Consider the following 19520-nt stretch of genomic DNA (forward strand, 5'->3'; position numbering starts at 1 on the left):
TCTGCCCTTCAGAGCCGGTCGATCAGCGCCGCAATCCAGACGAGAGCAGCGAGCCCCTGCGCGGCAAAGGCTCCCGCGGAGGCGAGATCCTTGACCACGCCAATGCGGGCGTGCCGGTCGGGATGAAGATGGTCGCAGAGCTTCTCGATCGCGGTGTTGAGAAACTCTGCGCAGAGCATCAGCAGCAGGCTCGCCAGCAGCGCGACGCGCACCCAGAGGCCCGTGCCGAGAAGCAGGGCGGCGGGCAGCCCGAATGCCAGCAGCAGGAGTTCCAGCCGGATCGCGCGCTCCGTGCGGGCTCCGTAGACGAGGCCGCGCCAGGAATTCAGGAAGGCGAAGTAGAGCGCCCTCATGCGGCCGCATCCGGCGCGGAGCGGGCGATCCAGCGCGCCAGGATCGGGCCGGTCAGCAGGACCGTGAACAAGCGAAGCGTCTGCACGCCGAGGACGAAGGAGACATCGGCCTTCGAGCCGACGGCGATGATGGCCACGGAATCGAGGCCGCCGGGGCTGGTCGCCAGGAACGCGGTCAGGAAGTCGATCGGCAGGAGGAAGGTCAGCCCGTATGCCCAGGCGCCGCAGAGCAGGATGATCGCGATGGTCGCGATCAGGATGCCGGGCAGCGCGTGCAGCGTCGTATGCAGGGTCTCGCGCGTGAAACGCAGACCAACATACCAGCCGATCGCTGCATAGGCGGCATCGAGCAGCGGCCCGGGCACCGCGACGCTGGCGATGCCCGTGGCATGCAGGGCCGCGCCGAGCAGCATCGGACCGACGAGGGCGCCGGCCGGCATCCGCAGCATCAGCGCGACGCCTGCGCCGACGGATGCGATCCCGAGGGTCGCGGCGATCGAGGTGAGCGGCAGGAGTGGGGCCGCCACGCTCGCCGGCTCGGCAGAGACGTCGACGAGCAGACGCGCCACGACAGAGGCGGTGAGAACGACGGCCGCGACGCGGACGTACTGCATGAAGGCGACGAGACGCGGATCGGAGCCGTAGGCCTCCGACATCGCCACCATCGCGGCGGCGCCCCCCGGCGCCGAACCCCAGGCCGCAGTCGCACCGGGCAGGACCTGCAGCCGCGTCAGGGTGATGCCCACGACGACGCCGGCCATCACGGTGACCAGCACTGCCGCGACCATCAGGGCGCCGTCGTCGATGATGGTCCGAGCGATCTCGGGCGTCACCGAATGCGCTACGAGGCACCCGATGATCGATTGCGCCGCCAGGAAGAGTGGACGCGGCAGAAGGAGCCGGGCGCCACCGACGCCGAAGCCGATGGCGGCCAGCATGGGCCCGAGCAGCAGCGCCGCGGGGAACCGGGCGTAGCTGAGCGCGATGGCCAAAACGGCGGAGACCGCGAGGAGCCCCATCCAGCGAGCGGGCGTGCGGAGATCGAGCAAGGGCTGCTGCCGCAGGTTCCAGGGAGCGCGCGCGGGAGCACCGCGCCCGGTGCCGCTACACCGCTTGCGAGCGCCTGTCACGGTTCGACGACGTGAGAAGCCCTCTTCCTCAGCCGGTACGACAGAGCCCCGCGAAGCTCGAGCTTCGCGGGGCGTCTTCAGGAAGCCGACTGACTAAAAAAGGCCGGCGCCAAGCGGCGCAGGCCCTTTCCGATTCGGTTACGGGCAGGCGTGCCGCGCGCCGTCATTGCCGAGATAGGTCCCGGTGCGGCGGTCGTAGGATTTGAAGCGGCTGACGCAGTAGGCGACGGATCGGGCCGGCTGGACGGCCTGGGGCTGCCCGACGTCATAGCCTTCCTGATCGTAGCCGTAGGCCGCCGGGGCGTAACCGCCGTAATAGCCGTCGTCGTACCCGTAGCCGTCATAGCCGTAGCCATAACCCAGGCCACCGAGCGCCAAGCCGAGGCCAAGGCCGCCATAGCCCCAACCATAGCGGTTATGGCGACCATGCCAGCGGCCGTTCCAGCCGCGGTTAGCCGCGAAGCCCCGTCCGGCGACACCGGGGTTGAGACCTCGGTTGATACCGCCGCCGACAACGGCGCGCTGGAAGCCGTTATTCACTCCAACGCCACCGATCGCACCCCGCTGGGCACCGATCGCCGAGGCACCACCGAATCCGGCCGGCCTGAAGCCGCCACCGAAATTGCCACCGCGGAAGCCGCCTGCGCCCATTCCGCCCCGGAAGCCACCGCCACCACCGAAGCCGCCGCGGAAACCACCGCCACCGCCGTGGAAACCACCGCCGCCGCCGTGAAATCCTCCGCCACCGAAGCCGCCGCGAGCGTCCGCGGTCGCAGGAACCAGAAGGAGAGCACCGGCCAATGCCACCGATGCCGTCAGGATACGCTTCATCGTCTTCACCACGTTGCGGGAGATGTCCCTTGGGGAAGAAACGCGCCTGAGCTTGGTTTGATCATGCGGCATAACGGTATTTGTTGCCGACGAAGCTCGAAGCGTGGCTTGCTCGATGCCGGTCGGCGTTCGAGAGAGGGTTTATGACGACCTTCGCCGCCTTTATCGGTGCTGCGCTCGCCGAGATCGCAGGTTGCTTCGCCTTCTGGGCCTGGGCGCGGATGAACGCCTCCGCGCTCTGGCTATTGCCGGGCATAGCCTCGCTTCTCGCCTTCGCGAGCCTGCTCACCCTCGCCGATACGGCCGCGGCAGGGCGCGCCTACGCGGCCTATGGCGGGATCTACGTGGTCGCTTCCCTCATCTGGCTGCGCCTCGTCGAAGGCGTCCACCCGGATGGCTGGGACCTCGCGGGTGCAGGGCTTTGCCTCGCTGGGATGGCCGTGATCCTCTACGGACCGCGCGCGGCCTGACCGACATGCAGGTTGCGCCCTGCGCCGAGGCCACAGAGCGCAGCCCCGAGCGCCACGCCGGCGAACAGGATCGTCGGCCAGGCCCAGCCACCGCTGATCTCGTGTGCGAGCCCGAACCCGAAGGGGCCGAGTGAGGCGAGCGTGTAGCCGAAACCCTGCGCCATGGCGGAGAGGGCACCGGTGCTCGCCGCATCGCGCGCTCTCAGAACGATCACCGTCAGGCCGAGCCCGAAACAGCCTCCCAGGGCGAAGCCTTGCACGATCGCCGCCACCACCATGCCTTTCGCCGGGCCGAAGCCGAGCGCCGCGAAGACCACGACGGTGATGAAGAGGCTGCCGACGATCCAGCCGCGCTGATCGCGTGCGCCGGCCGCCAAAATCGGCACCACGAGAGCGCCCGGCGCCTGCGCGAAGGCCGACAGCGCGGTGAGATAGCCGGCATCGACGGCATCGAGCCCGCGTCCCTGCAACAGCGCCGGCAGCCAGCCGAACTGGATGTAGGCCAGCGAGGATTGCAGACCCATGAACCCGGCCACCTGCCAGGCGAGCGGCTCCCGCCAGAGCCGAACTGCCGGCTCCGCGCCCCGGACAGCGGCCGCCGCGGGGCGCAAGCGTGCAAACGGAATCCAGGCGACCACGGCTGCGAGCGCCGGCAGCGCCCAGACGGCGAGTGCGGCAGCCCAACCCTGGCCAAGCCAGTGTTCCAGTGGCACCGTCAGTCCGGCCGCCGTCCCAGCGCCGATGCAGAGTGCCATCGTGTAAAGCCCGGTGGCGCGGCCGGCATGGCGGGAGAAGTCGCGCTTCACGAGCGCCGGCAGCAGAACGCCAGACAGTCCGATCCCGAGCCCGGACAAAGCCGCCCCAGCGAACAGGGCGGGCAGGCCTCCGAGACCACGCAGTAGCAGGCCCGCGAGGACGGCGACGAGCCCCGCGAGAATGCCCACATCGACGCCGAGCCGTCGGATCGCCGGCGGCCCGAAGGCGCCGCCGAGGCCGAGGCACAGCACCGGCAGGGTGGTGAGTAAGGCGGCGGTCGTGGCGGTCGATCCGGTATCGGCCAAGATTTGCGTCAGCAAAGGCCCCACGCTCGTCAGCGCCGGCCGCAGGTTGAACGCAACCAGCATCACAGCGAGGCCGAAGAGGAGCGGGCCGTATCGTCTTGCTTCAGTCGTCGCGTTCATGCGGCACCATTGGCGTCGCGCCGGCGGCCCGCGAAGGCGACGAGGAGGGCGCCGAGCAGCATCGCGGCGAAGGGAGCGTCGCCCAGAAAAGAATAGACGGTGCGGCCGGGGATACGCGCCGGCAGCTCCGCATCGAGCACGCCCTCCTGGCCGAGGGGCAGCGCGGCGACGATGCGTCCATGTGCATCGACCACGGCCGAGATGCCGCTATTGGCGTCGCGCACGAGGGGCAGGCCTTCCTCGACGGCGCGCAGCCGCGCCTGGGCGAAGTGCTGATGTGGCCCCGGCGTGTTGCCGAACCAGGCGTCGTTGGTGAGGTTCAGGATCAGGCCCGGCACCACGGCACCGCCATCCAGCGCGTCGGCCGGCACGATGGCGCCGGGAAAGATCGACTCGTAGCAGATCGTCGCCGCCACCGGCGGCAGGCCCGGCACGGCGAGGATACGCTGGCCCGCCCGCAATCCCGGCGTGAAGCCGCCCGGTACCGACACGAATTGCCGAAGGCCGACCGCCTTCAGAATCGCGTCGAACGGAGCTGGCAGATATTCGCCGAAGGGCACGAGATGCACCTTGTCGTAGATCGGGCCGAGGGTGCCGCCATGCTCGATCGTCAGGATCGCGTTGAAGAACACCGCGTGCTCTCGGGTGAAGGGCTCCTGCGCCCGCGCCGCACCGGTAATCAGGTGCTTGTCCCTGGGCAGCACCGCGCCGATGCGCCCGAGCGTCTGGGGATCGCGCTGGATCAGGAAGGGAAATGCGGATTCCGGCCAGACGATGTGGGTGACGTCGGCGATGCCGCTGCGCTCGGGGGATGTCGCGCGATCGCTGAGCGCGAGATACTTGTCGACGACGGCGTCGCGATGGCCGGGCTCGAACTTGTCATCCTGCTGGATGTTCGGCTGGATCAGGCGCAGTCGTACCCCGGCGATGGTCGCGTCGGGTCCACTCGGGATGCGCCAGGCCCCGAACAGAGCGAGCGCCGCCAGGATCGAGCCGCCGAGGACGAGAGGTCCGAAGCGAGCGCGGGGGCTGGCGCCGGTGGCGAGCGTTGCGGGAGCGGCAGCGATCGGCACGACGATAAGGCTGAGGCCGTAGAGGCCGACGAGCGATGCCCCCTGCATCAGCCAAAGATTGCCGCCGAGCGCCATGCCGACATTGTTCCAGGGAAAGCCGGTGAACAGATGCCCGCGCAGCCACTCGCTGCCGGCAATGGCGAAGGCGAGCGCGAAGAGGCGTCCCGCCCCGCGTGACCAGACGAGCCGGGCCGCCGCGAACCCGAAGGCGTAGAATACGGCGAGCACCGCCGGCAGCCCGACCACGCCGAGGGGCATCGCCCATGCGAACTGATCGGCCTCCACCAGAAAGGCCGCACCGAGCCACCACAGGCCGGCCACGAAGTAGCCGAAGCCCCAGCCCCAACCGACGAGGGCGCAATCCCGGAGTGTTCTCCAGCCGCGAGGGCCGGCACTCGCGCCGTCGATCAGCCAGACGGCCACCGTGAGCGACACGACGAGGGCCGGCAGAATGCCATAGGGCGGCATCGCCAATGCCCCGACCGCACCCGCCAGGACGGCGAGCCCGAACCTCGGCCAACCGTGGCTCAGGATGATGCGATGGGCGATCGCCTCGAGCCAGCCGCCGACGGGCAGACCGGTCTGGGCATCGCTCTTGCGCGCGAGGGTCATGCGAGGCGGATCATCGGACGGCCGAGCTTGGCGTTGAGCCGCTGGGCATTACACGATTCCCAGACTTTGGCTGCCTCCTGCGAGACTCAGCCGCGATCCGACCGTCTCGACCCGCGCTTCGGTGAATCGGCGGAGTACAGCTTCGCTCCAGTTCCGATCGCCACGGCCCTTGGCCTCCTGCCCCGCCTCGCCTTCCGATCAGCGAGGCGCGCGGAGATCGGCGCGTCAGCGGTCTTCAGCCCCCGGCCGCTTGAGCCGGCGGCGGCTCGGCTGACGGAGCTGGCAGCGCCAGGGGCACCACCTGACCGACCTTCGCCTGCCCGCGCTGCAGGCGCAGGCGCTTCACGCGGCGCGGATCGGCATCGAGCACCTCGAATTCGAGTTCGCTCGGTCCAGCGATGATCTCGCCCCGCGAGGGCACGCGGCCCGCGAGCGTGACGATGAGGCCGCCGATCGTGTCGATTTCCTCCGCCATCTCGCCGGCCGAGGCGACCAGGTCGACGCCGGTGGCCTCCGAGACCTCGGCGAGGCCGGCGCGGGCGTCGGCGACATAGGCCTCGGTCTCGCCCTCGACGCGGTTGACGAGTTGGCCCTCGGCCACGTCGTGCTCGTCCTCGATGTCGCCGAGCACCACCTCGATGAGGTCCTCGATCGAGATCAGCCCGTCCGTGCCGCCATACTCGTCGATGACCAGCGCCATGTGGGTGCGCGTCGCCTGCATGCGGACCAGCAAGTCGATCGCCGGCATGGAGGGCGGCACGAACAGGACCGGGCGCTGGATCCGGGTCGAGGCTAGGGTCGCCGACAGATCGACTTTTCCGAGATCGAGATCGCGCACCGCGCGCGCCGGCAGCCGACGTACGCGGGTCGGCGTCGCCGGCTTGTCTTCGGTCGTGGCCGCAGCAGGAGCGGCTGCGCGGCGGGTGGCCGGCTCGGCCTTTGAGGCGAGGTACTCCACGAAGTCGCGGATGTGGACCATGCCGCGCGGGTCGTCGAGCGTCTCGCCATAGACCGGCAGACGCGAATGGCCGGCGGTGCGAAAGAGCTTGAGCAGATCGCCGAGGCTGCTGTCAACCGGCACGGCGACGATGTCGGCCCGGGGTACCATGACGTCGTCGACGCGCACCTTGTGCAGGCCGAGGACGTTCTTGAGCATCGCCCGCTCCAGCGGGGAGAACGAATCCTCGCCCGTATCGGGCTCGGCCAGGGCGTCCTCGATGCCGGTGCGCAGGCTGTCACGTGAGCGCAGGTTGAAGACATTCAGCAGGCGATCGTACCAGGCCTCGCGGGGCTGGGCGTCGGCATCTGCATTGGGCGCGGCCAGGGCCGCGCCGCGACTTCGGTCGTTCGTCATGTCTCTCTTGAATGTCCGAGGCGGAAGTGCCGGTGTCGAAGCGGGTCAGTCGGCGTAGGGATCTGGGATGCCGAGCGTCGCCAGGGCCGCGACTTCGATGGCTTCCATCGCGTCGGCCTCGGCCTCGCCGGTCTCGTGATCCTGCCCGAGCAGGTGAAGAGTGCCATGGACGAGGAGATGCGCGAGGTGGTGGCTGAGCGGCTTCGACTGCTCGGTACTCTCGCGCAGCACCGTGTCATAAGCAAGAACCACGTCGCCGAGCGGCTCCGGCTCTCCCGGCGGCACAGGCTGGTCGGCCGCCGGAAACGAGAGCACGTTGGTGGGCTTGTCCTTGCCGCGCCACGTCTTGTTGAGGTCCTGCACGGTCGCGTCATCGGCGAGCATGACGCTCACCGAGACATGCCCCACATGCGAATCGGGCAGGGCCGAGAGGCCCGCGGTGACGGCCTGCTCGACCAGGGCCTCGAGGTCGGGGACGGCCGCCTGCCAGCGCTCGTCCTCGATGGCGACGTCGATCTCGGGTTGGCTCACGGGCGAGGCTTGTCCGGCGGTGCGAGAGGCGCTGTTAGCGAGCGCACGCCCCTTCCGGCAACAGGCCACGAGACAAGGCTGGCCCGCGAAATGGTCTAGCGACGCTCCATGAAGCGGTTGGCCGGAAGCCGGTAGAGCATCCTCACCAGTGTCGCGCTCTTCACCCGCTTCAGCTTCCAGCGAAGGGAGGTCTCGATCTTGATCGAGCGGGCGTCGAGGCTCACGCGGAGTGCCGAGCGATCGCGCGCCTGCTTGACCGGGTCGGCGTAAAAGCTCGCGAGCTTGCTCGCCCCCATCCCCGGCGTCGCGAGCCAGTGCGGCATGTGGACGTGGCAGAGCCGGTCGACGTCGGTCAGCGCCTTGTCGATGCCGGTTCCGGTGATCGGGCAGCTCGTCGAGAAGGCGTCGCCCACCACCACGAAGCCGTCGCGTTCGTGGTCGCGGACGCGGTAGAGGTCGATCGGGCGCAGCACCACGGGGCCGTCGACGCGGATCTCGCCGAAAGTCTCCTCCAGCGTCGGCATCAGCGCGCGCAGCATGGCTTCCGGGGCGAGCCGGAAATCCCGCGACCAGGCATCCGACGGCGTGCGGTAGACGTAGAGGTTGGCCCGCATCGTGCCACCGACCGGAAACAGCGTCAGGTAGGAGACGCGGTCACCGAACTGCTCCCCCGTCCAGACCAGCGAGGGAAACGGAAAGTCACCCGGCGGGCGCGTCAACGTGAACCCTGCCGCAAGCGTGTGGGCGGGGCTCACCATCTCCTTGCGCAGGCCGAGACCACGACGCACCTCCTCGCCGAGGCCGGTCGCGACGACGAGGAGCCGCGCCGTGAGGTTGCGGCCGTCGCGCAGCCGGACCGTCTGCCGGCTCGGGTTCGTCTCGATGGAATCCGTACGCCCGACGACGATCCGGACCGTGGGCGGCAAGGCGGCGCGGAGACCATCGACCAGGCGCGCGTAGTCGCAGCCGTATTCCCGCCGCGTATTGCGATCGGCGATCCGGCCGAAACGATGCAGCCAGACCCCGTCGAACCCCGTCGTGGCCGCACGCGCCGCCTCGCCGAGCCCCATCTTGTCGAAAAGCCGCATCTGCGGCTCACCGAGCTTTTCCGCGCGGAATTCGGGAGGGTGGCGCTCGTGCTGGGCGATCAGGATGACACGCCGCCCCTGGCGGGCCAGAGCAGAGGCGGCGGCGATGCCAGCAATGCCGGCACCGAGCACGATCACCTCTGCCTCGTCGCCGGTGGCATCCGTCGGCCGTGCGGATTGACCGGGGCTGGATCTCAGGGTGTCTTGCGCCGCCATGACGCCTCTCGCGGATCGTCTGCCATCGCAAGCGACGGCAGCATGGCCCCCGCACCGTCAAACGCCAGTCGCAACGCCTCGGCAAGGGGTGAATCTGCGTAGCTCTTTAATCCCGGAGATAACAAACTCTTGATCCGTCTGCTCTCCCCGAGGCTGGCTGCCCTGCGACGGCACCTGCCCTTGGGGCTGTCCTACATCGCGTCCAGCGGCAGCCTCGTCGCGTCGAGCGCCGCCCAGCTTGTCACCTTCGCGATCCTGGCGCGAGCACTCGGCCCCCACGAGTTCGGCCTCTTCGTGAAGCTCGCCGCGATCACCAACGTCGCCGTGCATGTCTGCGGGATCGGTGCCTCCGACTGCCTGTTGCGCCGGGTGTCGCAGGACAGGGCGATGTATCCGGCCATGCTCGGCCACAACCTCATCCTCATCGGCCTGACCGGCGCGCTCCTCGTCGCCCTCGGCCTCGCGGTGCTGCCATTCTGGATCACGATTAGCCCCGACCCAGTCGTCAATCTGAGCGCGCTGGCACTCTTCCTGATCACGAACGTCGTCCTGGTGCGGCTAACGCTGCTGACGGATCTGATTTTCCTCGGTCATTCGCGCTATGCCTCGGCCAACCGTGCCGTCGTCGGCTACGCGGTGGCGCGAACGGTCACCGCGATCCTCGCCTGTCTCGTCTTCTCGACCGCGAGTCTCGCGCAATGGACGGCTTGGCAGTTCGCCGGCAACCTCGTCGTGGTTGCGGCCTACGCGTGGTGGCTTCGCGGGCTCGGCCGGCCGCGCCTCACGGTCGTGCGCGAGGAGATCCGGCTCGGCCTGTTCTTCTGCTCGCAATTCGTGGCGCGCTCGGTCCGGCAGAACGCCGACCTGTTCATGCTCGGCCTCGTCGCCTCGATCGAAGTGGTCGGCAGCTACGGTGTCGCGCGGCGCATCCTGGACAGCAGCTACCTCACGATCGACGCGCTGAACCGGATCGCGTTTCCCAGCTTCGCCAAGACCAGCCTCGGCGGCATCCACGCCGCGATGCCGAGCGCCCTGCGGCTCCTGCCCGTCGCGCTGGCACTCGGGCTCGCCACCTCGATCGGATTGTTCGTCGTCTCCGGCTACCTGCCCCTGATCTTCGGGCAGGACTACACGTCGCTGACGCGGTTCGTCGGGATCCTCGCCTGGCTTCCGCTCTTCATCGCCGCCTCCTCCATCGCCATGGACGTGCTCGGCGCCTCCAGCCACCAGGGCGAGCGCGCGGCGATCGTCAATGCGACCAATCTCGGCGGCTCGCTGCTCATCGTGTGGTTTTCGTGGTGGCTCCCGCCGAACGGCACGTTCGCCGCCCTCTACATCATCGAGGGCTGCACCGTCGCCGCGGCGTGGCTGATCCTGCTCAGGCTCGTCCGCCGCAGCGCTGCGCGGACGGCGTAGCGGGCTTACGCTGCGTCGAGCGCAGCGACCACCTCGCCCATCAGCGGGCGCGCCGCCGGCTCGGCCTGGCTGCAGGCCCGTTGAAGTTCCTGCAGCGCTGCCGCTGGCGCCGGGCCGAGGGCCAGGAGTTCGCCGAGCAGCAGGCCCCAGGCCCTCACCTCGATCCGCTGAAAGGCCGCGCCGTCCGAACCGGGCGGAAGCCACGAGGCCGCGCCGAAATCGCTGAGGACCGCTTCGCCGGCCTCGCCGTCCCAAAGCAGGTTATGCGCATAGAGGTCGCCGTGCAGCAGGCCGCGCCCGTGCAGGTGAGCGGCAGCCGAGGCAGCGGCCCGGGCGAGCCGCCGCACGGCATCGTCGCCGAGGCACAGGGCCGGGTCGTAGACGTCACGGCTGCAGCTCGCCAAGCTCGGCGGCCCGGCCAGTGCGTGCCAGTGCGATGGCAGCAGGCGCATCGCCAGCCCCTCGACGCCGTCGGGATGCCCCGCCAGCCGGCCGATGCCACTCGCGAGATGAGGGTGTTCTCCAGCAGCCAGGCATGCCGCCACCTCGCGGTCCGGCAGCCCGTCGCTGGTCATGGCGCCCTTGAACAGCTTGAGCGCGATGCTGCGTGTCTCGCCGGCCGCGCGCCAGGAGGCACGGTGGGTGATGCCGGACGCGCCCTCCCCCAGCCGCTCGCCGAGGGTGACATCGTTCCACGATACGGCAGCGACGCCGGCCAGCGGCGTCACGCGTTCCAGCGGATTGCCGGCATAGGACAGCCAGGCGAGACTGGGCAGCGTCGCCAACCAAGCTGGCAGCGCCTCGAAGCGGTTGGCCGCGAGCCGGATCAGCTCGAGACCCCGGGCGTTGGCCAGCCCCTCCGGCAGCGCGCGGAGTCGGTTGCCGGCAAGCAGCAGTTTCTGAAGATGCGGCCGTTCGCCGAGCGCAGCCGGCAGCTCTTCGACGGTATTGTCCGTGAGCGTCAGCCAGCGCAGGGCGGCCGGCAACGCCTCGCCCGGGACTTCGCGCAGCCCGGCGCCGCGCAGGCCGATCTGGCTCAGCGCGGGGCAATCGCCCAGCGCCGGCGGCATCCGCTCGAAACGGTTGCCGGACAGGAAAAGGACGCGCAGCTTCTTCAATCGGCCAAGCTCGGCAGGCAGGCTCGTGAGGTTGCCGCCGCCGAGATCGAGCACCTCCAGGCTGTCGGCCAGGCCGAAAATCTCCTGCGGGAACTCGGCAAGACCGCCAGGTAGGAAGAGTTCCCGCGCTCCCGCGAGATCGCCGCGGCGAAGCGCCGTGAGCGTGTCGGCCCGGCTGGCGCGCACGGGTCCGCTCACGCCACTGGGCGCCGCCGCGGGTTCGGGTTGCGGTCGGCCTCCGCCTCGCCGTGGCTCGCGGCCTCGTAGGCGGTGACGATGCGGCGGACGAGGTCGTGACGCACCACGTCGACGTCGCGGAAACGGACGCGGCCGATGCCCTCGACTCCGTCGAGCACGTTCACCGCTTCGACGAGACCGGATTTCTGGCCGGGCGGCAGGTCGATCTGGCTCGGATCGCCGGTGACGATCATCCGCGAGTTCTCTCCCAGGCGGGTGAGAAACATCTTCATCTGCATCGAGGTGGTGTTCTGCGCCTCATCGAGCAGCACCACGGCGTTGGTCAGCGTGCGTCCGCGCATGAAGGCGAGCGGCGCAATCTCGATGATGCCGGTCTGCAGGCCGCGATCGACGTGGCGCGCCTCCATGAAATCGTAGAGCGCGTCGTAGATCGGCCGCAGATACGGATCGACCTTTTCGCGCATGTCGCCGGGCAAGAAGCCGAGGCGCTCCCCGGCTTCCACCGCGGGGCGCGACAGGATCAGCCGCTCCGCATGCCCCTGTTCCAGCAGCGAAACGGCGTGCCCCACGGCAAGCCAGGTCTTGCCGGTGCCGGCAGGGCCCTCGGCAAAGACGAGTTCCTTGGTCCGCAGCAGCTTGATGTAGTCGCTCTGCGCGGCGTTGCGGGCCCGCACGGCGCCGCGGCGACGGGTGGCGATCTGCTCGAAATGCTCGCGATCCGGCTCGGCCGCGATCTCGGCCGAGGGAAACAGATTGCCCTGGATCGTGACCTCCTGGATCACGCCGTCGACATCGCCGAGCGTCACAGCCGTGCCGCCCTTGCGCACGCGGGCATAGAGCCGCTCGAACACCCGGCGGCCTTTCTCGGCGGCATCGGGCGTACCCTTGATGACGAGGTGGTTGCCGAGCGCCGTCGCCGTCACGTCGATGCGCCGCTCGATATGCGCGACGTTCTGGTCGTATTGGCCGAAAACGAGGCTCGCGAGCCGATTATCCTCGAAGGTCAACGAGACCTCGACGGTCTCGGCCAAGCCGCCCGGCGCGGCTGGTCCCCTCCCCTTCAGGGCCCGCCCGGCGGCGTCATTCGGCACTGGCGAGATCCTTCAAGCGGAATTCCTTCTGTCAGGCAGCAGCCGCATCGGGCAGCAGCTCGCCGAAGAGGCTGTTGGCGCCGCTCCGAGTGATCCTGACCGTCAGCAGGGTACCGATGGTCGATGCCGGCGCATCGATCTGTACCATGAGCAAATGTGGCGTCTTGCCGGCGACCTGCCCAGGGTGGCGTCCGGCTTTCTCGACGAGAACTTCGACGGTCCGACCGACCATGCTCTCGTTGAAGGCGTGGCGCTGCTGGTCGAGGAGGTGCTGCAGCCGGGCGAGGCGCTCGGTCTTCACGGCTTCCGGGATCGCATCCTCGCGCTCGGCAGCGGGCGTGCCGGCGCGGGGGCTGTACTTGAACGAGAAGGCGCTCGCGAAGTCGATGTCGGCGACGAGACGCATGGTCTCCTCGAACTCCGCGTCGGTCTCGCCGGGGAAGCCGACGATGAAATCCGAGGACAGGGCGATGTCGGGCCGCGCCTCGCGAACCCGCGCGATGAGCCGGCGATACTCGTCCGCCGTGTGCTTGCGGTTCATCGCCTGCAGCACGCGGGTCGAGCCCGACTGAACCGGCAGGTGCAGGTAGGGCATCACCAGCGGGTTGTCGCCGTGGGCGGCGATGAGGTCGTCGCCCATGTCGTTGGGGTGGCTCGTGGTGTAGCGCAGCCGCGCGAGCCCCGGCAGGTCGGACAGCGCCCGCATCAGGTCGGCGAGCGTGGCGGAGCCGCCGCCGGGCGCCTCGCCGTGATAGGCATTCACGTTCTGGCCGATCAGGGTGATCTCGCGGACGCCGCCGGCGAGCATCGCCTCGGCCTCGGCACGGATCTGGGCCACAGGCCGCGAGACCTCGGCACCGCGGGTATAGGGCACCACGCAGAAGGCGCAGAACTTGTCGCAGCCTTCCTGGATGGTCAGGAAGCCGGTGACGCCGCGGTTGCGGCGGGCCGGCAACTTCGAAAACTTGTCCTCGATCGGAAACTCGGTGTCGACGACGCGGCGACTGCGAGACTCGGCCAGCAATTCCGGCAGGCGATGATAGCTCTGCGGACCGACCACCACGTCGACGGCCGGCGTGCGGGCCAGGATCTCGCGCCCCTCGGCCTGCGCGACGCAGCCAGCGACGACGATGCGCGTATCGAGCCCGGCCTGGGCCCGCTCTGCCTTCAGCACGCGCAGGCGGCCGACCTCGGAGAAAACCTTCTCGGAAGCCTTCTCCCGGATGTGGCAGGTGTTGAGGACGACGACATCCGCCTCCTCCACCGTTTCCGTCGCGGAATAGCCCTCCGCCGCGAGCAGGTCCGCCATGCGGCCCGCATCGTAGGCGTTCATCTGGCAGCCGTAGGATTTGACGAAGGCTTTCTTCAACGTGGTCCGGCCGTGTTGAGCTCTGCGCCGACGGCCCCGCCGACGGTCGTTTCAGGATATGGAGGCGGCCTTAGCACGCTTTCCGGCTCACGTCGCCGAGGCCGAACCCGGGAGATCACCATCGCCGACCTGACGAAAGATCCCGACTTCTTCGCGCTCCTGGCCGGCAGCCACCAGCGCCTCGTCGGCAGGCCGCTTCTGCCCGACGGCGCGGATGCGCGATGGGCCTACGAGGACGCGCCGTTCGCACTTCTGGCGCACGACACCGATGCCGATCCGCGCTTCGTCTACGCAAACCGCATGGCGCAGCAGAGTTTCGGCTATGGGCTCGGCGAGATGATCGGCATGCCCTCGCGGCTTTCGGCGGAAGCGCCGGATCGCGCCGAGCGTGACCGGCTTCTGGCAGCCGTGGCGCGGGATGGCTACGTCGCCGGCTATTCGGGGATCCGGATTGCCAAGTCGGGCCGTCGCTTCCCGATCGTCGACGTCGTGGTGTGGCAACTGATCGACGAAGCAGGCGTGACCCACGGTCAGGCCGCGACGTATCGGCTGCCGTCGAACGGTTAGAAGCTCGTCTCAGACCGCCGCGATGCCCGGCGCGGAGACGTCGGCGCCCTCGTTGCCGGCCTGGCGGTCGGCGGCTTCGGCGGCGCGGTTGCCCGCCGTCGCCGTCGGACGACCGGCAAGGGCATCGCGGAGCGACCGCCGGACCGCCGCTTCGGCCTGCGCCGTCGCAACCTTGCGGTCGGTGCCGGGTTCGAAGGCGATTGGTGCGCCCCAGACCACGTGGAGATCGATCGCACCGCGCCGCGCGAAGAGGTCGAGATGGGGCGCGAGCTCCATGTCGCCGTACCAGGCGACATCGGGGCGCTCGATCCGCGTCAGCGGCAGGCCGCCGCGCCCGGTATAGGCGAGCGCCAGGGGCTGCAGCCGGATGCGGGCAAGGCCTCCGGTCCCCTCGGTGAGCGCCTCGCGAGCGGCGCCGACCAGGGAGGAGCGGAACGGCAGCAGGCGCAGGCCGTCGCCGGTGGTGCCCTCGGCGAACAGCACGACGAGTTCGCCCGCCGCGAGCCGCTCGCCGATCATCGAATTCACGGTGGCGGTGGCGCCACGCCGCGCCCGATCGATGAACACCGTGCGCTGGAGCCGCGCGAAGGTGCCGATCACCGGCCATCCGGCGATCTCCGACTTCGCCACGAAGGAAAGCGGGCGCAGCGCCCCGAGCACGACGATGTCGAGCCAGGAGACGTGGTTGGCCAGCACCAGCGCGCCCTCCCCCGCCCGCGGCGGCGTGCCGCTCTGGATCACCCGCACCGAAAACAGCCACAGGAAAACGCGGTGCAGCAGGACCGGCAGCCGGCCGGCGAGGCGTCCGCGCCCGTAACGCAGACTCAGCACGTGCGGACCGACGATGAGCGCGAAGAACAGCGCGTAGAACATCATCCGCGCGATGATCCCGATGCGCGCCATGGCGTTCACGCGGTACGCACGCTCAGGCCAGCGTAGCGCGCATAGTCAGCGCCGTGGCGCGGCTGCCGTCGGGCCGCGGATAGTATCCGGTACGCTCGCCGGTCTTGGTGAAGCCGTGACGCGCATAGAGCCGCAGGGCCGGATCGTTGCCCTCGTCCACTTCGAGATGGACGTTGCGCACGCCCGCGAAGCTGAGCGCAGCGAGATGCTCGCGCAGCAGCCGGTGGCTGTGGCCGCCGCCGCGCAGGGCGGGCGAGAGCACGATGGTGAGGATCTCAGCCTCGTCCTCGACCTTGCGGGATAGCGCGAAACCATGGACGCCGTTGCCGCGCCAGAGACCATGCGCCTCGGTGGAACGCTCGCAGAGCATCCGCTCGAATTCATGCGCGTCCCAAGGACGCGCGAAAGCGGTGGCGTGCAGGCGCGAGAGCGCCGAGGCTTGTCCCGGATCGCGCAAGGGCGCGATGTAGGGGGTCGAGCCCCAGGCATCCCACCAGGCGGACCACCAGTCGAGAGCCCAGAAGGGGGACAGGCCGCGCGTCATTGGAGCGCAATCCTCGTATGTTCCTGGGGCTGGGCGTCGGCGCCGCGCAGGTAGAGTGGCCTCGGCAGCGCCTGTTCGGGATCGGCCACGAGGCCGAGCTGGGCGACCCAGGCGATCAGCGGTGCGCCGGTCTCGGCGACGGTGACTTCGAGGCCGCGATCCTTCGCGGCCGCTGCGAGCGCCTGGGCTCCGGAGCCGACCAGGGTAATCCGATCACCGACGATGCGCTCCAGCGCCTCCTCGACGGATAGACGGACGGGCGGCACGGCGACGCCGGCCGAGGCGCTGATCGCCTGCAGATAGACCGAGCCGTGGCGCGCATCGATCGCAGCGACGACCAGGCCCTCGGTCTGCAGAGCGAGTTGCGGTGCGAGCAGCGCCGACAGCGTCGTCACCCCGACGACCGGGATCTTGGCGGCAAGCCCGATGGCGCGCGCCGCCGACAGACCGACCCGCAGCCCGGTATAGCTGCCGGGGCCGACCGTGACCGCGACGCGGTCGAGGGTCTCGAAGCCGCCCTCGACACGCGCCATCACCCGCTCGACAAGCGGAAGAAGCGCCTCGGCATGGCCGCGCGAGAGCGTCATCGACTCCTCGCCGAGCAGCTCTTCGCTCTCGTCGGTGGCGACGCAAGCGGAACAGGCGTCGAGCGCCGTATCGATGGCGAGAATGCGCACTCTGACTCCGTTTCGGGCCGCGGTGCTCGCGATCACCGCCCCTCTGGCACCACGTTTAAGGCAAGAACGGCCGCCCCGTCAGCGCGGGGCGGCCGATTTGAGGTGCATTGACGAGGAAGTGTTGCCGGTGTGCCCGGCGCTTCCTCAGATCGCCTGGACTTCGCGCACGCTCGGCAGGAAGTGGCGGAAGAGATTCTGCACGCCCTGGCGCAGCGTCGCGGTAGAGGACGGACAGCCCGAACAGGCGCCCTTCATCTCGAGGTAGACCACGCCTTCCTTATAGCCGCGGAAGGTGATGTCGCCGCCGTCGCTCGCCACGGCCGGACGCACGCGGGTCTCGAGCAGGTCCTTGATGGTCACGACGATGTCGTGATCGGCCTCCTCGTAGAATTCTTCCGCGCTGCCCTCCTCAAGCACCACACCTTCGGCGAGAATCGGGGCGCCGGACTGGAAGTGCTCCATGATCGCGCCGAGCACGGCGGGCTTCACCTGCGGCCACTCGCTCACACCGTCGGCCTTGGTCACCGAGATGAAGTCGTGCCCGAAATAGACCCCGGAGACGCCGGGCACGTCGAACAGCGCCTTGGCCAGCGGCGAGCGCGCAGCACCCTCCTCATCCTTCGCCTCGAAGGTCGATTCGGGCAGCACCACGCGTCCGGGCAGGAACTTCAGCGTGGCGGGGTTCGGGGTGGCTTCGGTCTGGATGAACATGGCTATCGAAAAATCCTTGTCCGCTGGCGCCGGTTCAAGGCCGGCCGGGAACGGCGCCGGAGCGGTCCGACACCATGTTTCATGTGGACCCGAATGCCGATTTTCTCAACATGGCAGGGCAACGTGCCGAGCTGATCTGCAACGCTCAGCCCCTGTCACGATACCACTCCATGACCGCGGCGTGACAAACGTCCTCGCCTCCTGTATGGCGCACGCCAACTCACAACAGGATGCCGAAATCCTGACGCCCGTTATCCATGAGGGATGGCGCGGCGCGACGGCCGGAGCTTTGCCATGAACATCATCCAGCAGATCGAGCAGGAAGAAGTTGCTCGTCTCGCCAAGACCATTCCCGACTTCCAGGCCGGCGACACGCTCATCGTGAACGTCAAGGTCAAGGAAGGCGAGCGCACCCGCGTCCAGGCCTATGAGGGCGTCTGCATCGCGCGCTCGGGTGGCGGCCTCAACGAGAGCTTCACCGTCCGCAAGATCTCCTACGGCGAGGGCGTCGAGCGCGTGTTTCCCGTGCATGGCCCGCTGATCGACTCGATCAAGGTGGTCCGTCGCGGCAAGGTGCGCCGCGCCAAGCTGTACTACCTGCGCGACCGTCGCGGTAAGTCGGCCCGTATCGTCGAGCGCACCGACCGCACCGCGAAGGCCGCCAAGGCTCCTGCCGCCGCCGAGTGATCGCTCGCGGGCTCCTGTCGCGGAGCCTACGTCCAAGAATACAAAAGCCCGTTCCGATGTCTCGGAGCGGGCTTTTCGTTGCGACCAGATGCGAGATCCAGCCGGAAGAGGCAGACCGAGGTTAGCCTCCTAGCGCCTGCAGCACCTTGCCGCCGGGACGGCCGGTGAGCGGCATGCCGAGGCTGCGCTCGACGGCCTTGATGGCTTCGCGAGTCTTCTCGCCGACCTTGCCGTCCGGCTCGCCGACGTCGAAGCCGCGCTTGGTCAGGCGAACCTGGAGATCGCGACGCTCTGCGCGCGAGAGCGGCGGATCGTCGGTCGGCCAGTCGGCCTGCACACCGGGACGGCCGCGAAGGCGGTCCGAGAGCACGGCGATGGCGAGCCCGTAAGATTCGGCAGCGTTGTAGGAATAGATCGCGTCGAAATTCTTGGTCACCAGAAAGGCCGGTCCGTTCGCGCCGGCGGGCGCCAGGATACCGACGGGACCGGAGGCTGTGAGCGGGCTGCCATCGGCCTTCGTAACGCCCAAGGCGCTCCAGTGCCCGACTGGGTGTTTGCGGGTACGGCCGGCGGCGGCGGTGTTGAAGCCGCGCGGCAGGCGGACCTCGTAGCCCCAGCCCATGCCATTCGACCATTTCGCGGCGCGCAGGAAATTGGCGGTCGAGCCGACGGCATCGGCGGTGGAATCGACGACGTCGCGGCGACCATCGCCGTCGAGGTCGACCGCGAGGCGCTGGTAGGTCGAGGGCATGAACTGGGTCTGGCCGAAGGCGCCGGCCCAGGAGCCGGTGAGGCGCGAGGGCTCGATGTCGCCGCGCTCGATGATCTTGAGCGTCGCGATCAGCTCACCGCGAAAATAGTCGCGACGGCGGCTGCCGGAGCAGGCGAGCGTCGCGAGCGACTGCACCAGCGGCATGGTGCCGAGGTTCTTGCCGAAATTCGACTCGACACCCCAGACGGCGGCGATGACGTGGCGATCGACGCCGTAGCGCTGCTCGGCGGTGGCGAGCGCCTGTGCATTACGGCGCATGGCGGCCTTGCCGTCCTCGACGCGCTCGTCGTCGACGAGGGCGGCCATGTAGTCCCAGATCGGCGTCTTGAACTCGGGCTGCTTCTGCGAAAGCTCGATGACCTTGTCGTCGTATTCGATCCCGCGGGTTGCCGCACGGAAGGTCTGCGCCGAGACGCCGGCCGCTGCGGCCTGATTCTGAATGCCGGCGAGGCAGGAATCGAAGTCGGCTCGTGCGGGGCTTGCTGCGAGGCCGGCGAAGCAGACGAGGGCGGTGATCGTGGCGCGCGAGGTCATCGGAGCGTCTCCTGCCGGCTCTGCCGTCGCCGCACTGTCCGACGACGAACCGAAATTCGTTTCGTCGGATCGTGCTCTGGCTATTCCGCAGATT

The 19520-nt window shown here is 69.1% G+C and carries 20 protein-coding genes; 4 read left to right on the forward strand and 16 right to left on the reverse strand.

Going from position 1 to position 19520, the window contains the following annotated elements; translation table 11 throughout:
* Nucleotides 1-8 precede the first annotated feature (8 nt).
* The 3 genes from HCU64_RS02545 to HCU64_RS02555 all read right to left on the reverse strand — a co-directional run bounded on the left by HCU64_RS02545 (nucleotide 9) and on the right by HCU64_RS02555 (nucleotide 2314).
* Nucleotides 9-353, reverse strand: a complete 345-nt coding sequence (locus HCU64_RS02545; protein WP_233382211.1) for a diacylglycerol kinase — start codon at nucleotides 351-353, stop codon at nucleotides 9-11.
* A complete protein-coding gene (locus HCU64_RS02550; RefSeq protein WP_442785888.1) occupies nucleotides 350-1402 on the reverse strand; it encodes an AbrB family transcriptional regulator in 1053 nt (350 codons plus the stop codon). Before HCU64_RS02550 ends, HCU64_RS02545 begins: the two co-directional genes overlap by 4 nt.
* A 219-nt stretch (nucleotides 1403-1621) precedes the next feature.
* Nucleotides 1622-2314, reverse strand: coding sequence for a BA14K family protein (locus HCU64_RS02555; RefSeq protein ID WP_233382212.1), 693 nt, complete (start codon nucleotides 2312-2314; stop codon nucleotides 1622-1624).
* A 143-nt stretch (nucleotides 2315-2457) separates the two neighbouring features.
* Here HCU64_RS02555 and HCU64_RS02560 point away from each other — a divergent pair, with 143 nt between their 5' ends.
* Entirely contained in the window at nucleotides 2458-2784 is a 327-nt protein-coding gene (locus tag HCU64_RS02560) for a YnfA family protein (RefSeq protein WP_233382213.1), read from the forward strand.
* On the opposite strand, the gene HCU64_RS02565 is transcribed toward HCU64_RS02560, so the two are convergent.
* The 5 genes from HCU64_RS02565 to HCU64_RS02585 form a co-directional block, all read right to left on the reverse strand.
* Nucleotides 2763-3965: an MFS transporter gene (locus HCU64_RS02565; protein WP_233382214.1), complete on the reverse strand. Its 1203-nt coding sequence runs from the start codon at nucleotides 3963-3965 to the stop codon at nucleotides 2763-2765. The two genes, HCU64_RS02560 and HCU64_RS02565, sit on opposite strands and share 22 nt — an antisense overlap.
* Entirely contained in the window at nucleotides 3962-5650 is a 1689-nt protein-coding gene (gene lnt / locus HCU64_RS02570; protein WP_233382215.1) for an apolipoprotein N-acyltransferase, read from the reverse strand. The genes HCU64_RS02565 and lnt overlap by 4 nt, the downstream gene beginning before the upstream one ends.
* Nucleotides 5651-5885: 235 nt before the next feature.
* Nucleotides 5886-7004, reverse strand: coding sequence for a hemolysin family protein (locus tag HCU64_RS02575; protein ID WP_233382216.1), 1119 nt, complete (start codon nucleotides 7002-7004; stop codon nucleotides 5886-5888).
* Nucleotides 7005-7049: 45 nt separating this feature from the next.
* Complete coding sequence (ybeY, locus tag HCU64_RS02580; protein ID WP_233382217.1) at nucleotides 7050-7535, reverse strand: rRNA maturation RNase YbeY; 486 nt, start codon at nucleotides 7533-7535, stop codon at nucleotides 7050-7052.
* A 95-nt stretch (nucleotides 7536-7630) separates the two neighbouring features.
* Nucleotides 7631-8839 (reverse strand): FAD-dependent oxidoreductase, encoded by a 1209-nt coding sequence (locus HCU64_RS02585; protein ID WP_233382218.1) that lies wholly within the window; start codon nucleotides 8837-8839, stop codon nucleotides 7631-7633.
* A gap of 129 nt (nucleotides 8840-8968) precedes the next feature.
* Here HCU64_RS02585 and HCU64_RS02590 point away from each other — a divergent pair, with 129 nt between their 5' ends.
* The gene (locus HCU64_RS02590; protein WP_233382219.1) at nucleotides 8969-10255 is read left to right on the forward strand and encodes a lipopolysaccharide biosynthesis protein; all 1287 of its coding nucleotides are present in this window, start codon (nucleotides 8969-8971) and stop codon (nucleotides 10253-10255) included.
* 5 nt (nucleotides 10256-10260) lie between these two features.
* Here the strand turns inward: HCU64_RS02590 and HCU64_RS02595 are convergent, their stop codons facing one another.
* Genes HCU64_RS02595 through miaB form a run of 3 tightly spaced genes read right to left on the reverse strand, consistent with a single transcriptional unit; the run spans nucleotide 10261 to nucleotide 14031 of the window.
* Nucleotides 10261-11571 carry a leucine-rich repeat-containing protein kinase family protein gene (locus tag HCU64_RS02595; protein WP_233382220.1) on the reverse strand — a complete coding sequence of 437 codons (1311 nt, stop codon included), beginning with the start codon at nucleotides 11569-11571 and terminating at the stop codon, nucleotides 10261-10263.
* Complete coding sequence (locus tag HCU64_RS02600) at nucleotides 11568-12662, reverse strand: PhoH family protein (RefSeq protein ID WP_442785889.1); 1095 nt, start codon at nucleotides 12660-12662, stop codon at nucleotides 11568-11570. The genes HCU64_RS02595 and HCU64_RS02600 overlap by 4 nt, the downstream gene beginning before the upstream one ends.
* Before the next feature lie 31 nt (nucleotides 12663-12693).
* Nucleotides 12694-14031 (reverse strand): tRNA (N6-isopentenyl adenosine(37)-C2)-methylthiotransferase MiaB, encoded by a 1338-nt coding sequence (gene miaB, locus HCU64_RS02605; RefSeq protein WP_233382221.1) that lies wholly within the window; start codon nucleotides 14029-14031, stop codon nucleotides 12694-12696.
* A 120-nt stretch (nucleotides 14032-14151) separates the two neighbouring features.
* On the opposite strand from miaB, the gene HCU64_RS02610 reads away from it, so the two are divergent.
* Nucleotides 14152-14598 carry an MEKHLA domain-containing protein gene (locus tag HCU64_RS02610; protein WP_233382890.1) on the forward strand — a complete coding sequence of 149 codons (447 nt, stop codon included), beginning with the start codon at nucleotides 14152-14154 and terminating at the stop codon, nucleotides 14596-14598.
* 9 nt (nucleotides 14599-14607) lie between these two features.
* On the opposite strand, the gene HCU64_RS02615 is transcribed toward HCU64_RS02610, so the two are convergent.
* From HCU64_RS02615 to HCU64_RS02630, 4 genes are all read right to left on the reverse strand, one after another.
* On the reverse strand, nucleotides 14608-15501 hold the full coding sequence (locus HCU64_RS02615) for a lysophospholipid acyltransferase family protein (RefSeq protein ID WP_233382222.1): 894 nt from the start codon (nucleotides 15499-15501) through the stop codon (nucleotides 14608-14610).
* 22 nt (nucleotides 15502-15523) lie between these two features.
* Entirely contained in the window at nucleotides 15524-16045 is a 522-nt protein-coding gene (locus HCU64_RS02620) for a GNAT family N-acetyltransferase (protein WP_233382223.1), read from the reverse strand.
* Nucleotides 16042-16722, reverse strand: a complete 681-nt coding sequence (tsaB, locus tag HCU64_RS02625; protein ID WP_233382224.1) for a tRNA (adenosine(37)-N6)-threonylcarbamoyltransferase complex dimerization subunit type 1 TsaB — start codon at nucleotides 16720-16722, stop codon at nucleotides 16042-16044. The genes HCU64_RS02620 and tsaB overlap by 4 nt, the downstream gene beginning before the upstream one ends.
* A 144-nt stretch (nucleotides 16723-16866) precedes the next feature.
* A complete protein-coding gene (locus tag HCU64_RS02630) occupies nucleotides 16867-17433 on the reverse strand; it encodes a NifU family protein (protein WP_233382225.1) in 567 nt (188 codons plus the stop codon).
* 294 nt (nucleotides 17434-17727) lie between these two features.
* On the opposite strand from HCU64_RS02630, the gene rplS reads away from it, so the two are divergent.
* Complete coding sequence (gene rplS / locus HCU64_RS02635) at nucleotides 17728-18120, forward strand: 50S ribosomal protein L19 (protein ID WP_183501984.1); 393 nt, start codon at nucleotides 17728-17730, stop codon at nucleotides 18118-18120.
* 121 nt (nucleotides 18121-18241) lie between these two features.
* Here the strand turns inward: rplS and HCU64_RS02640 are convergent, their stop codons facing one another.
* Nucleotides 18242-19426: a lytic murein transglycosylase gene (locus tag HCU64_RS02640; protein ID WP_233382226.1), complete on the reverse strand. Its 1185-nt coding sequence runs from the start codon at nucleotides 19424-19426 to the stop codon at nucleotides 18242-18244.
* Nucleotides 19427-19520: the final 94 nt, after the last annotated feature.

Source organism: Methylobacterium sp. C25 (genome assembly GCF_021352225.1).
Classification (GTDB): Bacteria; Pseudomonadota; Alphaproteobacteria; order Rhizobiales; family Beijerinckiaceae; genus Methylobacterium.